Origin of the sequence: Sphingobium sp. V4 (genome assembly GCF_029590555.1) — a bacterium.
Lineage (GTDB): Bacteria > Pseudomonadota > Alphaproteobacteria > Sphingomonadales > Sphingomonadaceae > Sphingobium.
In genome coordinates, this window is the sequence record NZ_CP081001.1 from 301,864 (window position 1) to 319,324 (window position 17,461).

The window sequence follows — 17,461 nt, forward strand, 5'->3', positions numbered from 1 at the left end:
CTAGAAGATAGCCAACTTTGAGAAGGATGGATGCCGATGGTCAAGAAGCTCTACCCCGACGCCGCTTCTGCGCTGGACGGATTGCTGTTCGACGGGATGCATCTGTGCGCGGGCGGCTTCGGCCTGTGCGGCATTCCCGAACGGCTGATCGACGCGATCCGCGATTCGGGCGTCAAGGACCTGACCATCGCCAGCAACAATGCCGGGATCGACGGCGAGGGGCTGGGCAAGCTGTTGCGCACGAAGCAGGTGAAGAAGATGATCTCCTCCTATGTCGGGGAGAATAAGGAATTCGAGCGGCAATATCTGGCCGGCGAGCTGGAGGTGGAATTCTGCCCGCAGGGGACGCTGGCCGAGCGGTGCCGCGCGGGCGGGGCGGGCATTCCCGGCTTCTACACCAAGACCGGCGTCGGCACGGCCGTGGCCGAGGGCAAGGAAGTCAAGACTTTCGACGGGCAGGACTATATCCTCGAGCGTGGCATCTTCGCCGATGTCGCGATCATCAAGGGCTGGAAGGCGGACGAGAGCGGCAACCTGATCTTCCGCAAGACCGCGCGCAACTTCAACCAGCCGATGGCGACCGCCGCGAAAATCTGCGTCGCCGAGGTCGAGGAAGTGGTGCCGACCGGCAGCCTCGATCCCGACGCGATCCACCTGCCGGGCATCTATGTGAAGCGCATGATCGTGGGCGCGCCCTATGACAAGAAGATCGAGTTCCGGACGGTGCGGGCACGGGAAGCGGCGTGATGGCGCAGGCGATGCGCCGCGCGGGCGTGATGCTGCTCGTGGCGCTCGGCGGATGTTCGGCCCAGCGGCCGGCCGCGATTCGGGCAGTGCCGGCCAGCCCGCCTGCGGGGATGCAATATCTCTACGGGTCGGGCGAGGCGGCGGCGCTTTCGGCGCAGGCCTGGCAAGGGCTGCTCGGCTATGTGGCGGCCAGGGTGAAGGCGCGCCCGGCCGATAGCGTGGTGCTGGCGGAGGGCGCGCGCCTGGACGCGCCGACATTTCTGCCATGCGGGGGCAAGCCGCTCGCCGTAGTGTTCGACGTCGACGAGACGGTAATGCTGAACATCGGCTATGAATATCATGATGCCAGCACCGGCCGGGGATGGAACGAGGCGGACTGGGACGCCTGGGAAAAGACCGGCCAGGGCGCGGTCGGGCCGGTGCCAGGCGCGGCGGAAGGACTTCGAGCGCTGCGGGCGATGGGCGTGACCGTGATCTTCAACACCAACCGGTCGGCGGCCAATGCCGATGCGACCGTCCGGGCGATCAAGGCGGCCGGCCTTGGCGAGGCGGTGCATGGTCAGACGCTGTTTCTGAGCGGCGACGACGCCATGGGATCGCGCAAGGATGGCCGCCGCTGGACGATTTCCGCCCGCTATTGCGTCATCGCCATGGGTGGCGACCAACTGGGCGATTTTTCCGATCTGTTCAATGCGGACAAGCCTTCGCCCGCTGCCCGCCGCGCCGCGACCATGCGGTCGCCGATCGCGGGCCTGTGGGGCAATGGCTGGTTCGTGATGCCCAATCCCGTCTATGGCAGCGGCCTCAAGGGCGGGTTCGACGATGTGTTTCCGATGGACAAGAGGTGGGCGCCGCCCGCCGAAGGGGAGAAGTGACGATGCCCTGGACTCGTGACGAGATGGCCGCGCGCGCGGCGAAGGAATTGCAGGACGGCTTCTATGTGAACCTGGGCATCGGTATTCCGACGCTGGTGGCGAACCATATACCCGAAGGCGTGGAGGTGACGCTCCAGTCGGAGAACGGGATGCTGGGCATCGGCCCCTTTCCCTATGAGGGCGAGGAGGATGCTGACCTCATCAATGCGGGCAAGCAGACGATCAGCGAACTGCCGCAATCGGCCTATTTCTCCAGCGCCGACAGTTTCGCCATGATCCGCGGCGGGCATATCGACCTGACCGTCCTGGGGGCGATGGAAGTGGCCGAGAATGGCGACATTGCCAACTGGATGATCCCCGGCAAGATGATCAAGGGCATGGGCGGCGCCATGGACCTGGTGGCAGGCGTCAAAAAGATCATCGTGGTGATGGAGCATACGTCCAAGGACGGCACGCCCAAGTTCATTCCGGCCTGCACCCTGCCGCTGACCGGCAAGAATGTGGTCGACATGATCGTCACCGACCTCTGCGTCTTCCAGCGTCCCGACCATGACAGCCCGTTCCGGCTGGTCGAGCTGGCGCCGGGCGTGACGGCGGAGGAAGTCGCTGCTAAGACGAGCGCCCATTATCTGAGTTAAGGGCGTTTCATGAGCCTCGACGGCACCTATGACGAGAGCAATGTCTTTGCGTTGATCCTGGCGGGCAAGATCCCGGCGACGGCGCTTTACCAGGACGAGACGACCTTCGCCTTTCTCGACATCATGCCGCAGACCCGAGGCCATGCGCTGGTCATTTCCAAATGGTCGAAGGCGCGCAACCTGCTGGAGATCGAGGAGGAGGCGCTGGCGCAGGTGATGGCGACCACCAAGAAGGTCGCCACCGCCATCCGCCGGGCGCTGAATCCCGACGGCATCCAGATTGCCCAGTTCAACGGCGCGCCGGCGGGGCAGACCATCTTTCACCTGCATGTCCATATCCTGCCGCGCTGGGAGGGCGACCCCAGGGGCTTTGCCGCCCATGGCCATGGCAAGCAGGCCGATATGACGGCGTTGCAGGCGCTGGCCGACGAGATTCGCGCGCAGTTCTGATGCCTCTTTTCTTTAATGCCGGCCTGTGGAACAGGCGCTGACATGGCTTTGCGTCCCTTTAATGCGCCCGGCGCGCGGCTGGCCCTGCGGACGAAGCGGGCCAGCGAGCGCTTCCAGGGGCGGCGCGGCGAGAGCGAGGTCGTTCTGGACCTGTCGCGGCTGCTCTCGCGCGCCTTCCATCCTTCGCCCACCGGGATCGACCGGGTCGAATATGTCTATGCGCGCGAATTGCTGGAGCGGATTCCGAACCGGCTGGCCTTTGCCGCGGTCCATCCGGCGGGCGGCTATTATGGCCGGTTGAGCAGCGCGGCCGTCCGGCAGTTCCTGGCCTTCACGGCGGCGAAATGGCGCAACGACGGTTCGGCCGACGCCGGGGAGGGCAAGGCGGCCGTCATTCGCCACATGTTCGCCACCCGGCCCCGGCCCGTCCCGCGCGCCAGCGGTCCGCGCCTCTACCTCCAGGTGTCGCCCCATCATCTGGACAATCATGACCAGGTTGGTGCGATCCTGCGCGCTGAGGGCGCGAAACTGGTGACGCTGGTGCATGACGTCATCCCGCTCAGCCATCCCGAATATGCCCGGCCGCAGGGCGCCGACGAACATCGCCGGCGGGTGCGCACGATCGACAGCCATGCCACCGGCATCATCGGCAACAGCCAGGCGACGATCGACGCGCTCGCGCCGCACATGCAGCGGGGGCTGGAGGGGCGCGTGGTGCGCGTCGCTCATTTCGGCGCGGACCCGCCCGACATTTTCGGCACGCTGGACACGGACCTGCCGACGCGTCCCTATTTCGTCTATATCTCGACCATTGAGCCGCGGAAAAACCATCTGCTGCTGCTCAACATCTGGCGGCGGCTGGTGGAGGAGCAGGGCGACAGGGCGCCGATGCTGGTGCTGATCGGCCGGCGCGGCTGGGAGAATGAGAATGTCATCGATATTCTCGAACGGGCCGAGGCGCTGCGCGGCCATGTGATCGAGGCGGGGGAAGTGTCGGACAGCCGGATGCAGGCGCTGGTCGCCCATGCGCGGGCGATGCTGATGCCCTCCTTCGCCGAAGGATTCGGGATGCCGGTGGTCGAGGCGCTGGCGGCGGGCGTGCCGGTGATCTGCAGCGACATCGTCGCCCATCGCGAGGTGGGCGGGGCCGCGCCCGACTATCTCGATCCGCTGGACGGGCTGGGATGGATGCGCGCCGTCTGCGCCTATGCGCGGGCGGATTCCCCGGAGCGCGCGGCGCAACTGGCGCGCATCGTCGACTGGCGGGCGCCCACCTGGCGTGACTATTTTGACATCATCATCGACCTGATCGAAGAAGTAACGGCTTCTGTTTCTTGACCTTCGCCACCTTGCTGCCCAAGGATGGGCAAAAGGGGCTTGAAGATGCGGTGCGCGGTGCGCTCACGGAATAGATGGCGCGGGGTCGCGGTGGTTCGGGCGCGTGCGGCGGCGGCACCCGCCGATTGACGCTGATGGCTCCTTTTCTCCGATCCCCGCCCTTCCCGCATGTCGCGCCGTCCGCGGCGGCGATCAGCGCGCCCCTTGATGGCGTCGAGGACGGACATGGCATCTGGGACGATGTGCTCGACGCCTTGGTCGCGGCGCGCGTGGGCGGCAGTTTCTGGGGACGGCAACCGGCCCCGGCACGGGTGCTGGTGCGGATCGGAACGCCGATCGACCCCGGTGCGCTGGCCGGGCTGATGGAGGACCAGATCGGCTTGCTGCCGGGGAAGGGCCAGGCGCCCATGCCGGGCCGGATGCTGCCGGCGGACTGCGACCCTTGGTGGATGATCGCGGGCGCGCAGACGCTCCATGCGAGCGAGCAGGATGAATGGGCGCTGGTGGCCGGGCTGCTCGATGTGCCGGTGATCGGCCCGGAGGGACGACGGATCGATCCGGCGCGGTTGCGCGCGGAAACGGGGCGGCGGATCGCGGGCGCGCGCTATCGCGACCCCTTCACCGGCCGGCAGACGGACGCGGCGACGGCGATCAGGCTTCTGGCCGACTGGCGCCGTCATCTGGACGGCAATCGTGGCATCGTCGCGGCGAGCGGCATGGCCTTCTGGAAGCGGGAGGCGATCCGGGAATTTCTGTGGGACGGGGCGCATTCGCCGCCCTTCCAGTCGGTATCGCGCGGGTTGCGTTGCGCGCGGCTTGCGCGGGGCGCGCTGGCGATCTGGCCGTCGCGCGTGCCGCCGGACACGGTCCAGGAGGCTGCGGCGCAGCAGGTGCCGCTGGCGCGGGTGGAGGATGGTTTCATCCGGTCCCGCGGCCTGGGCGCGGCGCTCCATCCACCCGGTTCGGTGGTCGTCGACCGCACCGGCATTTATTATAACGCGCGCGCGGCGAACGATCTGGAGACCCTGCTCGCAACCCATGCGTTCCCAGCGCCCCTGATCGAGCGCGCGGCGAGGCTGCGCGCGCGCATCTGCTTGGCGGGCGTGACCAAATATGGGCCGGAGGCAGGACGGATGCTGGCATTGCCGGCGGGGCGGCGCACCGTACTGGCGATCGGACAGGTCGATGACGACCTGTCGGTTCGGCTGGGCGGGGCTGGCGTCGACGGGAATCTGGATTTTCTCGCACGGGTCCGACGCGCCGAGCCGGACGCCTGGATCGTCTACCGTCCTCATCCCGACGTGCAGGCGGGGCATCGCAAGGGGCATCTGTCCGAAGCCGCGGTGTTGGCCCATGCCGATGCGATCGACAGCGGCGCGCCGCTGATGGAACTGGTGCAGGCGGTGGACGAAGTGCATGTCCTGTCGTCGCTGACCGGGTTCGAGGCGCTGATGCGCGGCCGTCCCGTGACAGTGCATGGTATGCCCTTCTATGCCGGCTGGGGATTGACCCGCGACCTGGCCCAGCCAAGCGCCCGGCGGGGGCGGCGGCTGACCCTGGATCAGCTTGTCGCTGCTGCCCTCATTCTCTATCCTCGCTATCTGGATTTGCAGACGCGATTGCCATGTGGACCCGAAGTGATGGTGGAGCGTATGACGGACGGGTCGAAACCACCGGCAACGTCATTGATGAGATTGCGGGCATTACAGGGAAAGATAAGAAGATTTATGACATTGTCCGCGGAGTATCTTCATGGCTGACGTGCCGGTGAAGACTTTCCTGTTTCTTCAGGGGCCGCACGGACCCTATTTCGCGATGCTGGCCGACGCGCTCAAGGCGCGAGGGCATCGCGCCCTGCGAATCAACATCAATGGCGGCGACAAGGTCGACTGGCCGGGCGAGGCGACCGACTATCGCGGCACCTTCCGGAACTGGCCGCTTTTCTTCGACGATTTTATCGTCAATCATGGCGTCACCGACCTGATTCTCTATGGCGACTGCCGCCCCTATCACACGTCGGCACATGCGATGGCACGGCTGCGGGGGCTGCGGGTCCATTGCATGGAGGAAGGCTATATCCGTCCCGATTTCCTGACGTTGCAGGATGACGGCGTGAACGGCAATTCGACCCTGCCGCTCGATCCGCAATGGTATCTCGACCAGGCGAAGGGGCTGCCCGAATATGAGGGCGTGTTGCCGCCCGTCCCCTCGACCTTCCGGGCGCGGGCGCGCAACACCATGCGCAACGGGTTGGCCGCGGCGCTGATGCGGCCGCTCTTTCCCTTCTACCGCACGCATCGGCCGCACAGTTTCCTGCTGGAATCGATCGCCTGGTGCGGCAAGTTGCTCGTGCGCAAGAGTGAGACGCGACAATCGTTGAAAATGTGGGAAGCGGTCAAGGATCGGCCCTATTTCACATTGCCGTTGCAACTCAATTCCGATTACCAGATCAGGGTCCATTCCCCCTTCGGCAACATGCGCGCCGCGCTGCGCTTCGTCATCAAGAGCTTCGCCCGCCACGCGCCCGAGGGTGTGTCATTGCTGGTCAAGCGCCATCCGCTCGATCCGGGGCTGGTTGCGTGGAGTCGGCTGACTCGCAAGCTGGCGGCGCATTATGGCGTCGCCGATCGCGTTTTCTACCTGCCCGACTGGGACGTCGCTGAAGTCGTGCGCAAGTCGCTTGGCGTGGTGACCGTCAACAGTACCGTCGGTACGCTGGCGCTCAACAGCGGCAAACCGGTCGTCGTGTTGGGCCACGCCGTCTATAAAGTACCGGGCGTCGTCCATCGCACCGGGTTGGACGATTTCTGGGCTACGCCATCCCCGCCCGACATGGCGCTCTATTCCGCCTTCCGGCGCGTGTTGGTGGATCGTTGCCTGATTCGGGGCGGATTGCTGAGCGCGGAAGGGTTGCAGATGCTTGTCGCCAATGCGGTCGAGCGGCTGGAAAAAGAGCCTTCCGAAGTGTTGCCTCTGCCGCGGCAGGCCGCAAGCAGGCGGCCGCCGATGGGTATGGTGCGTGGTGATGCGGCCTGACCAGCGACGTCAGGCCCGGTAGAAGACGACAACGTCAATCTGTTCGCGATTTAGCTGGGAGTTGCTCGCAGAAGGCGAGTATTGGATGCCCGACGAGGATTCGAACCTCGATTGACGGAGTCAGAGTCCGTAGTCTTACCTTTAGACGATCGGGCATCGTCGGCGGGGCCAGCCCCGCTTGGGAAGCCGCAGATAGGTGGGGTTTGAAAGTCGGTCAAGCCTTTTTGTGCACCTCTTCTATCGACTTTCGCAAGCCGGAGGTCATGGGAAGAAAAGCGTTCGGCCTTCCACATGCGGCGGCCCGCGGCCGGCACGGCATCGAAGCGGGCAGGGCGACCAGCGCCGCCGGGCCGACGAGCGAACGTTGCCGCACCTAATGGTAGCGGAACGAGGCCTGTGTGTCGGAATGCCCCGCTTGAAATCGCGCGAAACAACATGATGTAGCGCGCTGCGAACCTTCGCCTGGCGTGGCGGCTCAGTCGCCGGGCATCTCGACGATGATGTCCGCCAGTCTTTCGGCTTCGCGCATTTCGTGGGTGACATAGAGGATAGGCAGGCCGATCTCGTCGCGCAGCCGCTCGATCAGCGGCACGATTTCCGCCCGTCGCGCCTGGTCCAGGCCGGTGAGCGGTTCGTCCATGAGCAGGAAGCGCGGGGCCGAGAGCAGGGCGCGGCCGATCGCGACCCTCTGCGCTTCGCCGCCCGAGAGGCTGGCGGGCATACGGTGAAGCAGATGGCCGATGCCGAGGAAGGCGAGGATTTCCGCCTGCGACAGCGCGCCGCCGGGGCGTCGGCCGTAGCGCAGATTGGCCTCCACCCGCATATGGGGGAAAAGGCGCAGATCCTGGAACAGATAGCCGGCATGACGCTGCGCGACCGGCAGGTCTATGCCGGCTGCGCGGTCGAACAGGCGCTCGCCGCCGATGGCGATATGGCCTTCATCGGGCGGCAGCAGGCCGGCGATCATGTTGAGGACGCTGGTCTTGCCGACGCCCGAGGGGCCAGTGAGAGCGATCAGCCGGGCGTCCGAGCGGCAGGTGAAGGCGATGGTGCGATCACCCAGGCGGCGGCGGACGCCGATGTCGAAGCGCATGGGGTCGAAGGGCATGGCGTCAAAGGGCATAGCGTCAAAGGACATGGGGCGCACGTCCATGGGTCATGCGGCGCGCGAGCAGTTCGGACAGGAGCAGCGCGCCGAGTGACAGCAACACCGAAATGATGGCGAAGCGGCTGACCGTCGCTTCGGCGCCTGGCATCTGGAGCGCGGCATAGATGGCGATCGGCAATGTGCGGGTTTCGCCGGGAATGTCGGAGACGAAGGTGATGGTCGCGCCGAATTCCCCGATCGAGCGGGCGAACCCCAGCATCGCGCCCGCCAGCACGCCGGGCAGGGACAGCGGCAGCGAAATAGACAGGAAGGTGCGAATGCGGGATGCGCCCAGCGTCTGCGCCGCCTGTTCCAGCCGCCGATCGACGGCTTCGATCGAAAGGCGCATCGCCCGCACCATCAGCGGCATGGCCATGATCGCGGCGGCGAGCGCCGCGCCGGTCCAGCGGAACAGCAGGGTGACGCCGAACCACTGGTCGAGCCAGCGGCCGATGGGGCCGTTGATGCCGAAGAGAATCAGCAGCAGCCATCCGGTCACGACCGGCGGCACGACGAGGGGCAGGTGGACCAGCGCGTCAAGCAGCAGCTTGCCGGGGAAGCGCCGGCGCGCCAGTATCCACGCCAGGCCGAAGGCGACCGGCAGCATGGCCGTCACCGCGACCAGGCTGACCTTCAGCGACAGGCTGATGACGGTCCAATCGTCGGGCGTCAGGGAAAAATCCATGCCCGCTGCGTGGGGGATATGCGCCGTTCCGTCAAGAAAGCCAGGCTGTGCCGAATATGAATGTCTTGCCCACCATGTTTTTAATTTGTCGCATTTTTTCCTATTGCGACGCGATTGGCTTTGGCTGGAAAAGGGCGTCACGTTGGCGTAGCGCCCGGTCATCCGAGGGTCGCAACCGCTCTATTTTTCACTTCATCCGACAGGACAGGTGCATGAAAGAATTGATCGCGTTCGATCTCGACGGAACGCTGGCCGAAAGCAAGCAGCCTTTGGGCGAAGCGATGGGGGAAGCGATGGCCGACCTGCTGGAGGTCGCGCATGTCGCGGTGATTTCCGGCGGCGACTGGCCGCAGTTCGACAAGCAGGTGGCGAGCCGGCTGCCAGCGCGGGCGGACGTGACGCGGCTGTGGCTGATGCCGACGACCGGCACCAAGCTGTTCACCTGGCGTGATGGCGGCTGGCATCCGGTCTATGCCGAATTGTTCGATGCGGGGCAGAAGGGCGCGATCCTGGAGGCGTTCGACGCGTCGCTGGAGGCGACCGGCTTCGTGCCCGAACAGACCTGGGGCGAGCGGATCGAGGATCGTGGCAGTCAGATCACCTTCTCCGCGCTCGGCCAGCAGGCGCCGATCCATGCCAAGGAAGGGTGGGACCCCGATTTCGCCAAGCGCAAGGTGATCCAGGCGGACCTGCGCCAGCGTTTGCCGGGCCTCTCGATCAACATGGGAGGCGCGACCTCGATCGACGTCACGCGCGAGGGCGTTGACAAGGCCTATGGTCTCAAGAAGCTGCGCGACGCGAGCGGGATCGCGCTCGACGCGATGATGTTCATCGGCGACGCCATCTTCCCCGGCGGCAACGACTATCCGGCCAAGGAACTGGGGCTGGATACGGTGCGGGTGCGCGATCCGGAGGAAACGCTGGCGGTCATCGCCGCGATCGTCGCCTGCCAGAAATGAGGATCAGGGCGCGCTGAAGCCGTAGCGCGCCAGGATCGACCGGCCGATCGAGGACAGCAGGAAGCGGCGGAAGGCTTCGGCGTCCTTGTGCCGGCTGGAGGTCAGCCGGGCGACAGGATAGCGGATCGGCGCGTGGCTGCCGGGGGGGAAGGTGCCGACCAGGGCGACGTTCCTGCTGGCGCGCGCATCAGTTCCATAGACGATGCCGAGCGGGGTGGCACCGCGTTCGACCAGGGCGAGCGCGGCGCGGACATTGTCGGCGCGCGCGACCTTGTGTTCGACAGATGCCCACACGCCCAACGCGGTGAGCGCCGCCTTGCCATATTTCCCGGCCGGCACGCTATCGGGATCGGCCATGGCGAGGCGTCCGTCGCCCAGCGCACGCGCGATCGGCATTCCGCGCGCGATGCGCAAATGGACCGGCTTTGCCGCAGGCCGCACCAGCACGAGCCGATTGCCCGCCATATTGGCCCGCGTGCCGCGTGCCACCAGTCCCGCGCCTTCCACATCGTCCATCCATTCCTCGTCGGCGGACAGGAACAGGTCGGCGGGGGCGCCGGCCCTGATCTGTCGCGCGAGGGCGGAGGAACCGGCAAAGGACAGGACCGGGCGTGGATGGCCGCGCGCCGCCCATGCGTCCGCCGCAGCGTTCATGGCTTCCTGCATACTGGCGGCGGCCAGCAGCAGCGGGCCGCGATCGCCGGGTGCGGCATGGGCCAGGGAGGCGCTGAGCAGAGCGATCAGCGCGAGGGCGCGGAACAGGAGCGTCATCATGCCCGCCTGTGTGCGCCGGGGAGGATGCCGAGGCAAGTGCCGCTTTTGTCCTCCGCTTCAATGCGCTAGGGGCGGAACATGAGCGATCGTATCGGGACATCGCATTGAGATGGCGATCGTGAGAAGCCAGTGCGGCCAGTGCGCCTTAGGGTGCGGCATCCGCGTGCTGACCGGTGAGGACCGCGATCTGCGGATCGAGGGCGACCCCACCCACCCTGCGAATGGCGGGCTGCTTTGCGCGCGGGGGCGTGCGCTCGAGCTAGGCGAAGGGCTTGACGGCCGGTTGCTTCATCCTCTGGTGCAGGGGCGACGGCAAGGATGGGAGCGCGTGATCGCGCAGCTTGCGCGGCGGTTGTCCGCCATCCGGGCGCGCCATGGCCCCGGCAGCATCGCGCTCCATGTGGGCGGCGGCCTGCTGACCGAGGATTATTATGTCGCCAACAAGCTGATGAAGGGCTTTTTCGGGTCGGCCCATATCCATGCGCCCTGGCTGGGCGATGTCGGGCGGTTGCAGCGCGCTGCCTATGGCGAGGATGTCATGCCGGGTACATTGGAGGATGTCGGCCGGGCGGGCACCATCCTGCTGCTGGGTGGGCAGATCAGCCGCGACCATCCGGTGCTGATCGACCGGGTGCAGGCTGCGCGGGCGGATGGCGCGCGGCTGATCCATGTGGCGACGGCAGGCGAGCAACTTGGGCCGGAGGCGGACCTCCATCTCTCTATCGCTGCGGGGAGCATGGCGCGGCTGATCGGCGGCTTGCTGCTCCATTGCCGCGATGCCGGGGTAGCCAAAGCTGCTGGCCTTGTCGTGCCGGACGGCTATTGGGATGATCTGCGCCGAGGTCATGACATCTGGTCGGTTGCCCGTGCCTGCGCCGTGCCGCCGGCGACGATCCGCGGCTTTTATGAGACGTGGGTGGCGGAGGGTCGTGCGGTGACGCTGGCGGCCGGGACGGACCGGGCGACGGCGGCGGCGATCCTGAACCTGCATCTCGCCGCGGCGCGCATCGGCCGTCCGGGCACCGCGCCCTTCCTGATCGGCGGCGGGGCCAACGGCATGGGCGCGCGCGAGGTGGGGTGCATGGCCGATGGCCTTGCCGCGCATATGGGTTTCGATGCCGGGGCACTGGACCGGGCCGCCCGCTTCTGGGGCGCGCGCGACCTGGTGCGCGGGGCGGGGCTGGAGGGCGAGGCGCTGCTGCGCGCCATGCGCGACGGGGAGGTGAAAGCGCTGTGGAGCATCGGGCCGGATGAGGCGGCTTCAGACTGGCTGAGGGAAGCCCGCGCGCTGGTGCCGCTGTCGATCCGCGCGACGGACCGGGGTGAGCCGGATGCGGGCGGCTGGACTTTCCAACTGCCCTCGGCGGCCTGGATCGAGAAGGACGGGACGCTGACCGGCATGGACCGGCTGATCAGCCGCCAGCGTCGCCTGCTCGATCTGCCAGGAGAGGCTCGGCCGGACTGGTGGATGCTGACCAAGGTGGCCCAGGCGATGGGATGGGGCGACGCTTTCCATTATGAATGGGCGGCCGATATCTATCGCGAGCATGTGCGGCTGACCGCCTATCGCAATGACGGCGCGCGGCTGCTCAACCTTAAGCGCCATGCGCCGATCTCCAACCCGGCCTACGCCGAACTGACGCCATGGCGCTGGGGGGAGGTGCCGTTCGACGAGGGGCGGTTCGCGACGCCGGACGGGCGGCCGCGATTGCTGGCGCCGGGCGATCAGACGGACGCCGCTATCCCCTGAAGATGCGCGAGCAACGCGTCGCCATTGGCCTGCCAGGTGAAGCGCAGCGCGGTTTCGCGCACCGCTGCCTGCGCGGGCGGATCATCCAGGATCGCGCGGATGGCGGCGGCGATGGCTTCGGGATCGCGCGCCACGATCTGCCCCGCCTCCGGCCGGTCGAGCAGTTCGCGCGCGCCCCCCACGTCGCTGATGACGATGGGGGTGCCGCACGCCAGCGATTCGACCCAGGCATTGGCGAGACCTTCCGATTCGGACGGCAGCGCCATGACATCGGCGGCGGCGAAGATGCGGGGCAGCTTGTGATGCGGGACCGAGCCGAGAAAGCCGATCCGCCGTTCCACGCCCAGTTCCTGTGCGAGATTTTCCAGCGTGCGCCGATATTGCCCCTGACCCGCCAGCAGCAGCGTGACGTCGGGCAGATGCGGCAGCGCGCGCACCAGCAGATCCTGGCCCTTGCGTGGAATGAGCGCGCCGACGCTGAGCACCACGGGGCCGTTGAAGTCGAGCGCCGCCTTGGCCGCGGCGCGGTCGGTGATTTCGAATGTGTCGAGATCAACGCCAGTATAGTGGACGCGGATCTTGTCTCCGTCGATTCCCATCCGCATCATCGATCGCCGCATCGCGTCGGACACGGCGAGGAGCCCGGCGGCGCCGTCGGCTGCCTTGCGCACCATGTGGCGCGTGCCGCCCTGCGTCCCCCAATAGTGGATGTCGGCGCCGCGGGCCTTCACCGAATAGGGGACGCCCAGCGCCTTCGACAATCTTTGCGCCACCGGGCCATCGGGGAAGAAGAAGCTGGCGTCGATCACGTCGAAGGACTTTTCGGCGTGCAGCCGCCTCACCAGCGGCAGGATCGCACGGGTCATGGCGCCGACATTGGTGCGCCCGCCGAATTTGGGGATGATGGAAAAAGTCGGGCGATAAACGGTCAACTCGCGCCATCGCTCCTTGCGCGGCAGGGCGCGGAGCGCGGCGTAGCGGCTGGCGAGCGACAGCGGCCAGGGCGGCAGTCCGACCGGCGCGACCACGGTCACGTCGGCTTCCGGGCGGCTGGCCAGTTCGCGCGCCTGCCTTTCCACGAACACGCCGAAATTGGGCCGGCTGATGTCGGGAAAGAGGGTCGACAGCATGAGGACGTTGAATGTCATGGTCCCTCTTTTGGATGCACAGCTTTGACTTATGGTTAAGCGCAGAGCGACAAATTGGCTAGGGGAGCGAATGTGGCATGTGCATCCCCTTTGGGTGGAGGAGTGGCATCACAGGGTGCAACCGCCCTGCTACAGGCGTCGCACCAGCTGTTCGGCGACGGCGGCCCAGGGCGGGTCGGTCAACACCAGCTGCCTGGTGCCCGAACCGAGCGGCAGAAGTTGCAGGCGGTCGCCTTCCCGCCCGATCAGCCGCCCGAACAGGAAGCGTCCGGCGGGCCGGGGCAGCAATATGTCGCGATTGAGCGCGCTGGCATAATCGTCTGGCGCGATGCGGCGGCACCAGATGGCGTCTCCCGCGCGATAGTCGCCGATGCTGGCGCCCACATGCACGCCCACCATGCCGTCCGACCCGATCGGGGGCGGGAAGGACAGTGGACGGGTCGGCGCGCGTGCGCCGTCGGGGCCGAGCAGGGCGGCGACCGCCACTTCGCTCTGTCCCGGCAGCGCCACCAGTTCGGCGCTGGTCACGCCAAGCGCCTGCGCGATGCGGTTCAGCCATTTGACAGACACGGTGCGGGTTCCGGTTTCCAGTCGCCCGATCGTCTGTGCAGTGGTAGGCGGATCGCACAGGGCGCCGACCTGTTCCAGGGTCAGTCCCTTCGCCTTGCGGACCTCGCGGATGCGGGTAATCATTGCGGACCTCACGATAACCTATTTGGTTTTCCGTTTCCTACAGATTATCCGATATGGCAAGCCTTATCCTCATGATTCTTAGGATGGAGGCGCGGATGACGAACCATGTCGAGCAGCAGGTCGAAGGGCCGGACGGCCAACGGCGGACGGTAATGGTCCATCTTGGCGAGTCGCCTCTGTCCTGGCTGCACGCGCGCGGCCATCTGAGCGAGCGCCATTTTGTCGCGGGCGACATGCTGCGTGCCGACTGGGAAAGGGCCGGGCTGGGCGCGCGCGTGACGATGCGCTGGGATGCGGCCCCGCGCGAGGGCGGACGGCGCGGACCGGGCCGCCGGAGTGATCCGACCTTGGCGCAACTGTCCGCCCGCGAGCGGTTCGACGGGGCGATCGGGGCCGCCGGGCCGGGGCTGGCGGACATATTGTGGCGGGTCGCCTGTGCCGGCGAAGGGCTGGTTGCGGCGGAAAAGGCGCTGGGCTGGCCGAGCCGGGCGGGCAAGCTGGTGCTGACCCTGGCGCTGGACCGGGTCGCATCCTGGTATCGGGTGCCGTAAAGACGGGCTTCGACAAACCCGGCGCCAACGGAGGTCAGCCGAGCATCCCCGCGCCCAGCAGGAGCAGCAGCTTCACGTCAATCGCATAGCCTTCCTGCCGCCAGGCGTTGACCTGATCGGGCAGGCTGGCGAGCGGGACGCGGTGGACATGGATGTCCTCGCCATCGACGCCGCCGCCTTCGCCCGTCCTTTCCAGCCCATGGGCGCGGAACAGGGTAAAGCTTTCCGACACCATGCCGGGGGAGCTGTAGAATTGGCCGAGCGATTCGAGCCGGGCGGGGCGGTAGCCGGTTTCTTCCTCCAGTTCGCGCGCGGCGGCCAGGCTGGCGTCCTCGCCCGCGTCATGATCGCCGACGAGCCCGGCGGGCAGTTCGATGCAGCGGCGGCCAAGCGGGACGCGATATTGATCGACGAGCAGGACGTGCCGGCCGTCGGCCGCTTCGTCGATGGCCAGGATGACGGCGGCGTGGATGCCGCGCGCGCGGCCGACATATTCCCATTTTCCGCGTTTCTTGGCGGTGATGAAGCGGCCGGCCCACATCACTTCTTCCGGCACGGTCCGGTCGGGGTCGGTCATAATTCGATCAGCCTGTCGGGTAGTTCATTGATGTCGTCATGCGCGCGCGGGAAGTGGGTGGCGAGGACGGCGCCCACTTGGCGCACGGCCCCGGCCAAGCCTTCGCCGGCGCGGCCAGCGCGGATCGCGTCGATCAGTGCGGCCATCGCCTCGCCCCAGGCTTCCGGTGCGACCTTTTCGTTGATCGCCCGGTCGGCCACGATCTCGGCGCGATGTTCGTCGAGCGAGAGATAGATGAGGACTCCGGTGCGTCCATGGGTGCGCGCTTCGGCCGCGGTACGGAAGAGGAGGATAGCGCGGCGTCGCACCCGGCGCGCCTTGGTCGCGCGCGGGGTCATCAGCATCCGCAGCGGCATGATCGCCAGCAGATAGCGCACGACCAGGAATTTGAGGATGAGCAGGCCGAGCAGGCCGGTCAGCAGCTTCCAGTCGGCCAGCTCATGCTCCCAGTCGAGCAGCAAGGTCGAGAGGAAGGCGCGCAGATGCGCCGGATAGGCGGCCATCAGCGCCAGGGCGATGAACACCGCCGCCGCCGCCCAGCTGAGGCCGACATCATGATAGCTGTCGGACCGTCGCGCGACGATGGTGACGATCTCGCCAGAGGTCTGTTCTTCGGCCTCCGCCACGGCGGCGGACACCAGATGATGGTCGGCCTGCGTCAGATGAAGCTGCATCACCAATCCCCCGATGCCCCGCCGCCGCCGAAGCTGCCGCCGCCCGAAAAGCCACCGCCGCTATCACCGCCGCCCCAGCTCGATCCGCCCCAGCCGCCGCCGCCGCCAGATCCCCAGCCGGAACCACCGGTACCCGGCCCCCAGATGATGATCGGCGCGCCGCCGCTGCCCCGATAGCGCTTGCCGCCGCGCACCCGCGACAGGAGCGGCAGGGCGATGAAGAAGACGATGAACAGGATGATCCAGAAGCCGAGGATGGCGCCGTCGCCATTCCCGCTCAGCGCCTGTTCTTCAGCCTGCGCCGCGCGCTGTCTGGCCTGGTCGGGCGGCAGGGCGAGCAATGTCGTGATCTCGTCCACGCCGGCGTTGATGCCGCCTGCCATGTCGCCCGCCTTGAAGCGCGGGGTGATGGCGTTGCGGACGATGCTGGAGGAGAGGGCGTCGGTCAGGATGCCTTCGAGGCCGTAGCCGACCTCGATCTGCACCTTGCGCTCGGCAGGCGCGACGATCAGCAACGCGCCCTGATTTTCCTTGTCGCCGATCGCCCAGGCCCGGCCAAGGCGATAGCCATAATCGGCAATATCATAGCCCTGGAGGTCGGGGATGGTCGCCACCACCAGCGCCCGGCCGCTCGCCTTCTTTTCTGCGATCAGCTTGGCGCTGAGCGCCTGTTCCTGCGCCGGGTCGAGCAGGTTCGCCGCATCGACAACGCCCTTGTCGTCGAATTTGGGGAAGCTCTGCGCCCACGCCGCCGGCGCGAGCGCCAGCAACGTGAGGATCAGGAGCAGGCGGCGAAGCATCGGATCAGTTGCCGAAGTCGACCTTCGGCGCTTCTTCCGCGCCGGGCGTGGTCGCCTGGAACGGAGTCATGGGCTTGGCGCCATGGATCAGCTTGGCGCCGATCGCGTCGGGGAAGGTGCGGATGCGGGTATTATAGGCCTGCACTGCCGCATTATAGTCGCGGATCGCGACGGCGATGCGGTTTTCCGTGCCTTCCAACTGCGACTGGAGTTGCAGGAAATTCTCGTTCGTCTTGAGGTCGGGATAGGCCTCGACCGATGCCAGCAGACGACCCAGTCCCTGACTGAGTTGCGCCTGGGCGGCCTGGAACTGCGCGACCTTGGCGGGATCGGACAGATCCTCGGCATTGACCTGGATCGAGGTCGCCCTGGCGCGGGCTTCGGTGACGGCGGTCAGGGTCGCCTGTTCCTGCTTGCCCGCCGCCTTGACCGTGGCGACGAGATTGCCGGTCAGGTTGGCGCGGCGCTGATATTGGGCCTGGACATCGGCCCATTTGGCCTTGGCTTCCTCTTCGGCGGTCGGCACGCTGTTGATGCCGCAGGCCGACAGGGCGAGGGCGCCGAAGATCGGCAGCAGGAAAGTGGAGAAGCGGCGCAGGAGCGTCATGGAACATCCTCG

19 protein-coding genes and 1 tRNA gene are annotated in these 17,461 nt (G+C 66.9%); 10 read left to right on the forward strand and 10 right to left on the reverse strand.

The genetic code is table 11. From position 1 onward, the window contains the following. Positions 1 to 36 precede the first annotated feature (36 nt). The 7 genes from K3M67_RS01550 to K3M67_RS01580 all read left to right on the forward strand — a co-directional run bounded on the left by K3M67_RS01550 (position 37) and on the right by K3M67_RS01580 (position 7,084). Positions 37 to 747, forward strand: a complete 711-nt coding sequence (locus K3M67_RS01550; protein WP_066860601.1) for a CoA transferase subunit A — start codon at positions 37 to 39, stop codon at positions 745 to 747. Beyond that, entirely contained in the window at positions 747 to 1,622 is an 876-nt protein-coding gene (locus K3M67_RS01555) for an HAD family acid phosphatase (protein ID WP_285832082.1), read from the forward strand. The genes K3M67_RS01550 and K3M67_RS01555 overlap by 1 nt, the downstream gene beginning before the upstream one ends. A gap of 2 nt (positions 1,623 to 1,624) precedes the next feature. Continuing rightward, positions 1,625 to 2,260 (forward strand): CoA transferase subunit B, encoded by a 636-nt coding sequence (locus tag K3M67_RS01560; protein ID WP_066860450.1) that lies wholly within the window; start codon positions 1,625 to 1,627, stop codon positions 2,258 to 2,260. Between the two features lie 9 nt (positions 2,261 to 2,269). Then, entirely contained in the window at positions 2,270 to 2,710 is a 441-nt protein-coding gene (locus tag K3M67_RS01565; protein WP_285832083.1) for an HIT family protein, read from the forward strand. 42 nt (positions 2,711 to 2,752) lie between these two features. Beyond that, positions 2,753 to 4,048: a glycosyltransferase family 4 protein gene (locus K3M67_RS01570; RefSeq protein WP_066860445.1), complete on the forward strand. Its 1,296-nt coding sequence runs from the start codon at positions 2,753 to 2,755 to the stop codon at positions 4,046 to 4,048. A gap of 134 nt (positions 4,049 to 4,182) precedes the next feature. Beyond that, positions 4,183 to 5,808 carry a capsular polysaccharide export protein, LipB/KpsS family gene (locus tag K3M67_RS01575; protein ID WP_285832966.1) on the forward strand — a complete coding sequence of 542 codons (1,626 nt, stop codon included), beginning with the start codon at positions 4,183 to 4,185 and terminating at the stop codon, positions 5,806 to 5,808. After that, positions 5,801 to 7,084 carry a capsule polysaccharide biogenesis protein gene (locus tag K3M67_RS01580; RefSeq protein ID WP_285832084.1) on the forward strand — a complete coding sequence of 428 codons (1,284 nt, stop codon included), beginning with the start codon at positions 5,801 to 5,803 and terminating at the stop codon, positions 7,082 to 7,084. Before K3M67_RS01575 ends, K3M67_RS01580 begins: the two co-directional genes overlap by 8 nt. Before the next feature lie 82 nt (positions 7,085 to 7,166). Here the strand turns inward: K3M67_RS01580 and K3M67_RS01585 are convergent. From K3M67_RS01585 to modB, 3 genes are all read right to left on the reverse strand, one after another. Then, positions 7,167 to 7,240, reverse strand: a tRNA-Gln gene (locus tag K3M67_RS01585). 319 nt (positions 7,241 to 7,559) lie between these two features. Next, positions 7,560 to 8,177, reverse strand: coding sequence for an ATP-binding cassette domain-containing protein (locus K3M67_RS01590; protein ID WP_285832967.1), 618 nt, complete (start codon positions 8,175 to 8,177; stop codon positions 7,560 to 7,562). A gap of 34 nt (positions 8,178 to 8,211) precedes the next feature. Beyond that, a complete protein-coding gene (gene modB, locus K3M67_RS01595; RefSeq protein WP_066860439.1) occupies positions 8,212 to 8,916 on the reverse strand; it encodes a molybdate ABC transporter permease subunit in 705 nt (234 codons plus the stop codon). Between the two features lie 212 nt (positions 8,917 to 9,128). On the opposite strand from modB, the gene K3M67_RS01600 reads away from it, so the two are divergent. Continuing rightward, on the forward strand, positions 9,129 to 9,875 hold the full coding sequence (locus tag K3M67_RS01600; RefSeq protein ID WP_285832085.1) for an HAD-IIB family hydrolase: 747 nt from the start codon (positions 9,129 to 9,131) through the stop codon (positions 9,873 to 9,875). A 3-nt stretch (positions 9,876 to 9,878) separates the two neighbouring features. Here K3M67_RS01600 and modA read toward each other — a convergent pair whose 3' ends face one another. Then, a complete protein-coding gene (gene modA, locus K3M67_RS01605; protein WP_285832086.1) occupies positions 9,879 to 10,649 on the reverse strand; it encodes a molybdate ABC transporter substrate-binding protein in 771 nt (256 codons plus the stop codon). Between the two features lie 109 nt (positions 10,650 to 10,758). Here modA and K3M67_RS01610 point away from each other — a divergent pair, with 109 nt between their 5' ends. After that, positions 10,759 to 12,399: a molybdopterin oxidoreductase family protein gene (locus tag K3M67_RS01610; RefSeq protein ID WP_285832087.1), complete on the forward strand. Its 1,641-nt coding sequence runs from the start codon at positions 10,759 to 10,761 to the stop codon at positions 12,397 to 12,399. Here the strand turns inward: K3M67_RS01610 and K3M67_RS01615 are convergent. Next, positions 12,375 to 13,547 (reverse strand): glycosyltransferase, encoded by a 1,173-nt coding sequence (locus K3M67_RS01615; RefSeq protein ID WP_285832088.1) that lies wholly within the window; start codon positions 13,545 to 13,547, stop codon positions 12,375 to 12,377. The genes K3M67_RS01610 and K3M67_RS01615 overlap by 25 nt on opposite strands. A gap of 129 nt (positions 13,548 to 13,676) precedes the next feature. Then, positions 13,677 to 14,240, reverse strand: a complete 564-nt coding sequence (locus K3M67_RS01620; protein WP_066860426.1) for a helix-turn-helix domain-containing protein — start codon at positions 14,238 to 14,240, stop codon at positions 13,677 to 13,679. A gap of 95 nt (positions 14,241 to 14,335) precedes the next feature. Here K3M67_RS01620 and K3M67_RS01625 point away from each other — a divergent pair, with 95 nt between their 5' ends. Then, positions 14,336 to 14,791 (forward strand): DUF6456 domain-containing protein, encoded by a 456-nt coding sequence (locus tag K3M67_RS01625; protein WP_285832089.1) that lies wholly within the window; start codon positions 14,336 to 14,338, stop codon positions 14,789 to 14,791. Between the two features lie 34 nt (positions 14,792 to 14,825). On the opposite strand, the gene K3M67_RS01630 is transcribed toward K3M67_RS01625, so the two are convergent. Genes K3M67_RS01630 through K3M67_RS01645 form a run of 4 tightly spaced genes read right to left on the reverse strand, consistent with a single transcriptional unit; the run spans position 14,826 to position 17,449 of the window. After that, entirely contained in the window at positions 14,826 to 15,368 is a 543-nt protein-coding gene (locus tag K3M67_RS01630) for an NUDIX hydrolase (RefSeq protein WP_066860424.1), read from the reverse strand. Further along, complete coding sequence (locus tag K3M67_RS01635; RefSeq protein WP_066860422.1) at positions 15,365 to 16,042, reverse strand: TPM domain-containing protein; 678 nt, start codon at positions 16,040 to 16,042, stop codon at positions 15,365 to 15,367. Before K3M67_RS01635 ends, K3M67_RS01630 begins: the two co-directional genes overlap by 4 nt. Then, complete coding sequence (locus tag K3M67_RS01640; RefSeq protein WP_285832090.1) at positions 16,042 to 16,842, reverse strand: TPM domain-containing protein; 801 nt, start codon at positions 16,840 to 16,842, stop codon at positions 16,042 to 16,044. Before K3M67_RS01640 ends, K3M67_RS01635 begins: the two co-directional genes overlap by 1 nt. Before the next feature lie 4 nt (positions 16,843 to 16,846). Next, on the reverse strand, positions 16,847 to 17,449 hold the full coding sequence (locus K3M67_RS01645) for a LemA family protein (RefSeq protein ID WP_066860417.1): 603 nt from the start codon (positions 17,447 to 17,449) through the stop codon (positions 16,847 to 16,849). Positions 17,450 to 17,461: the final 12 nt, after the last annotated feature.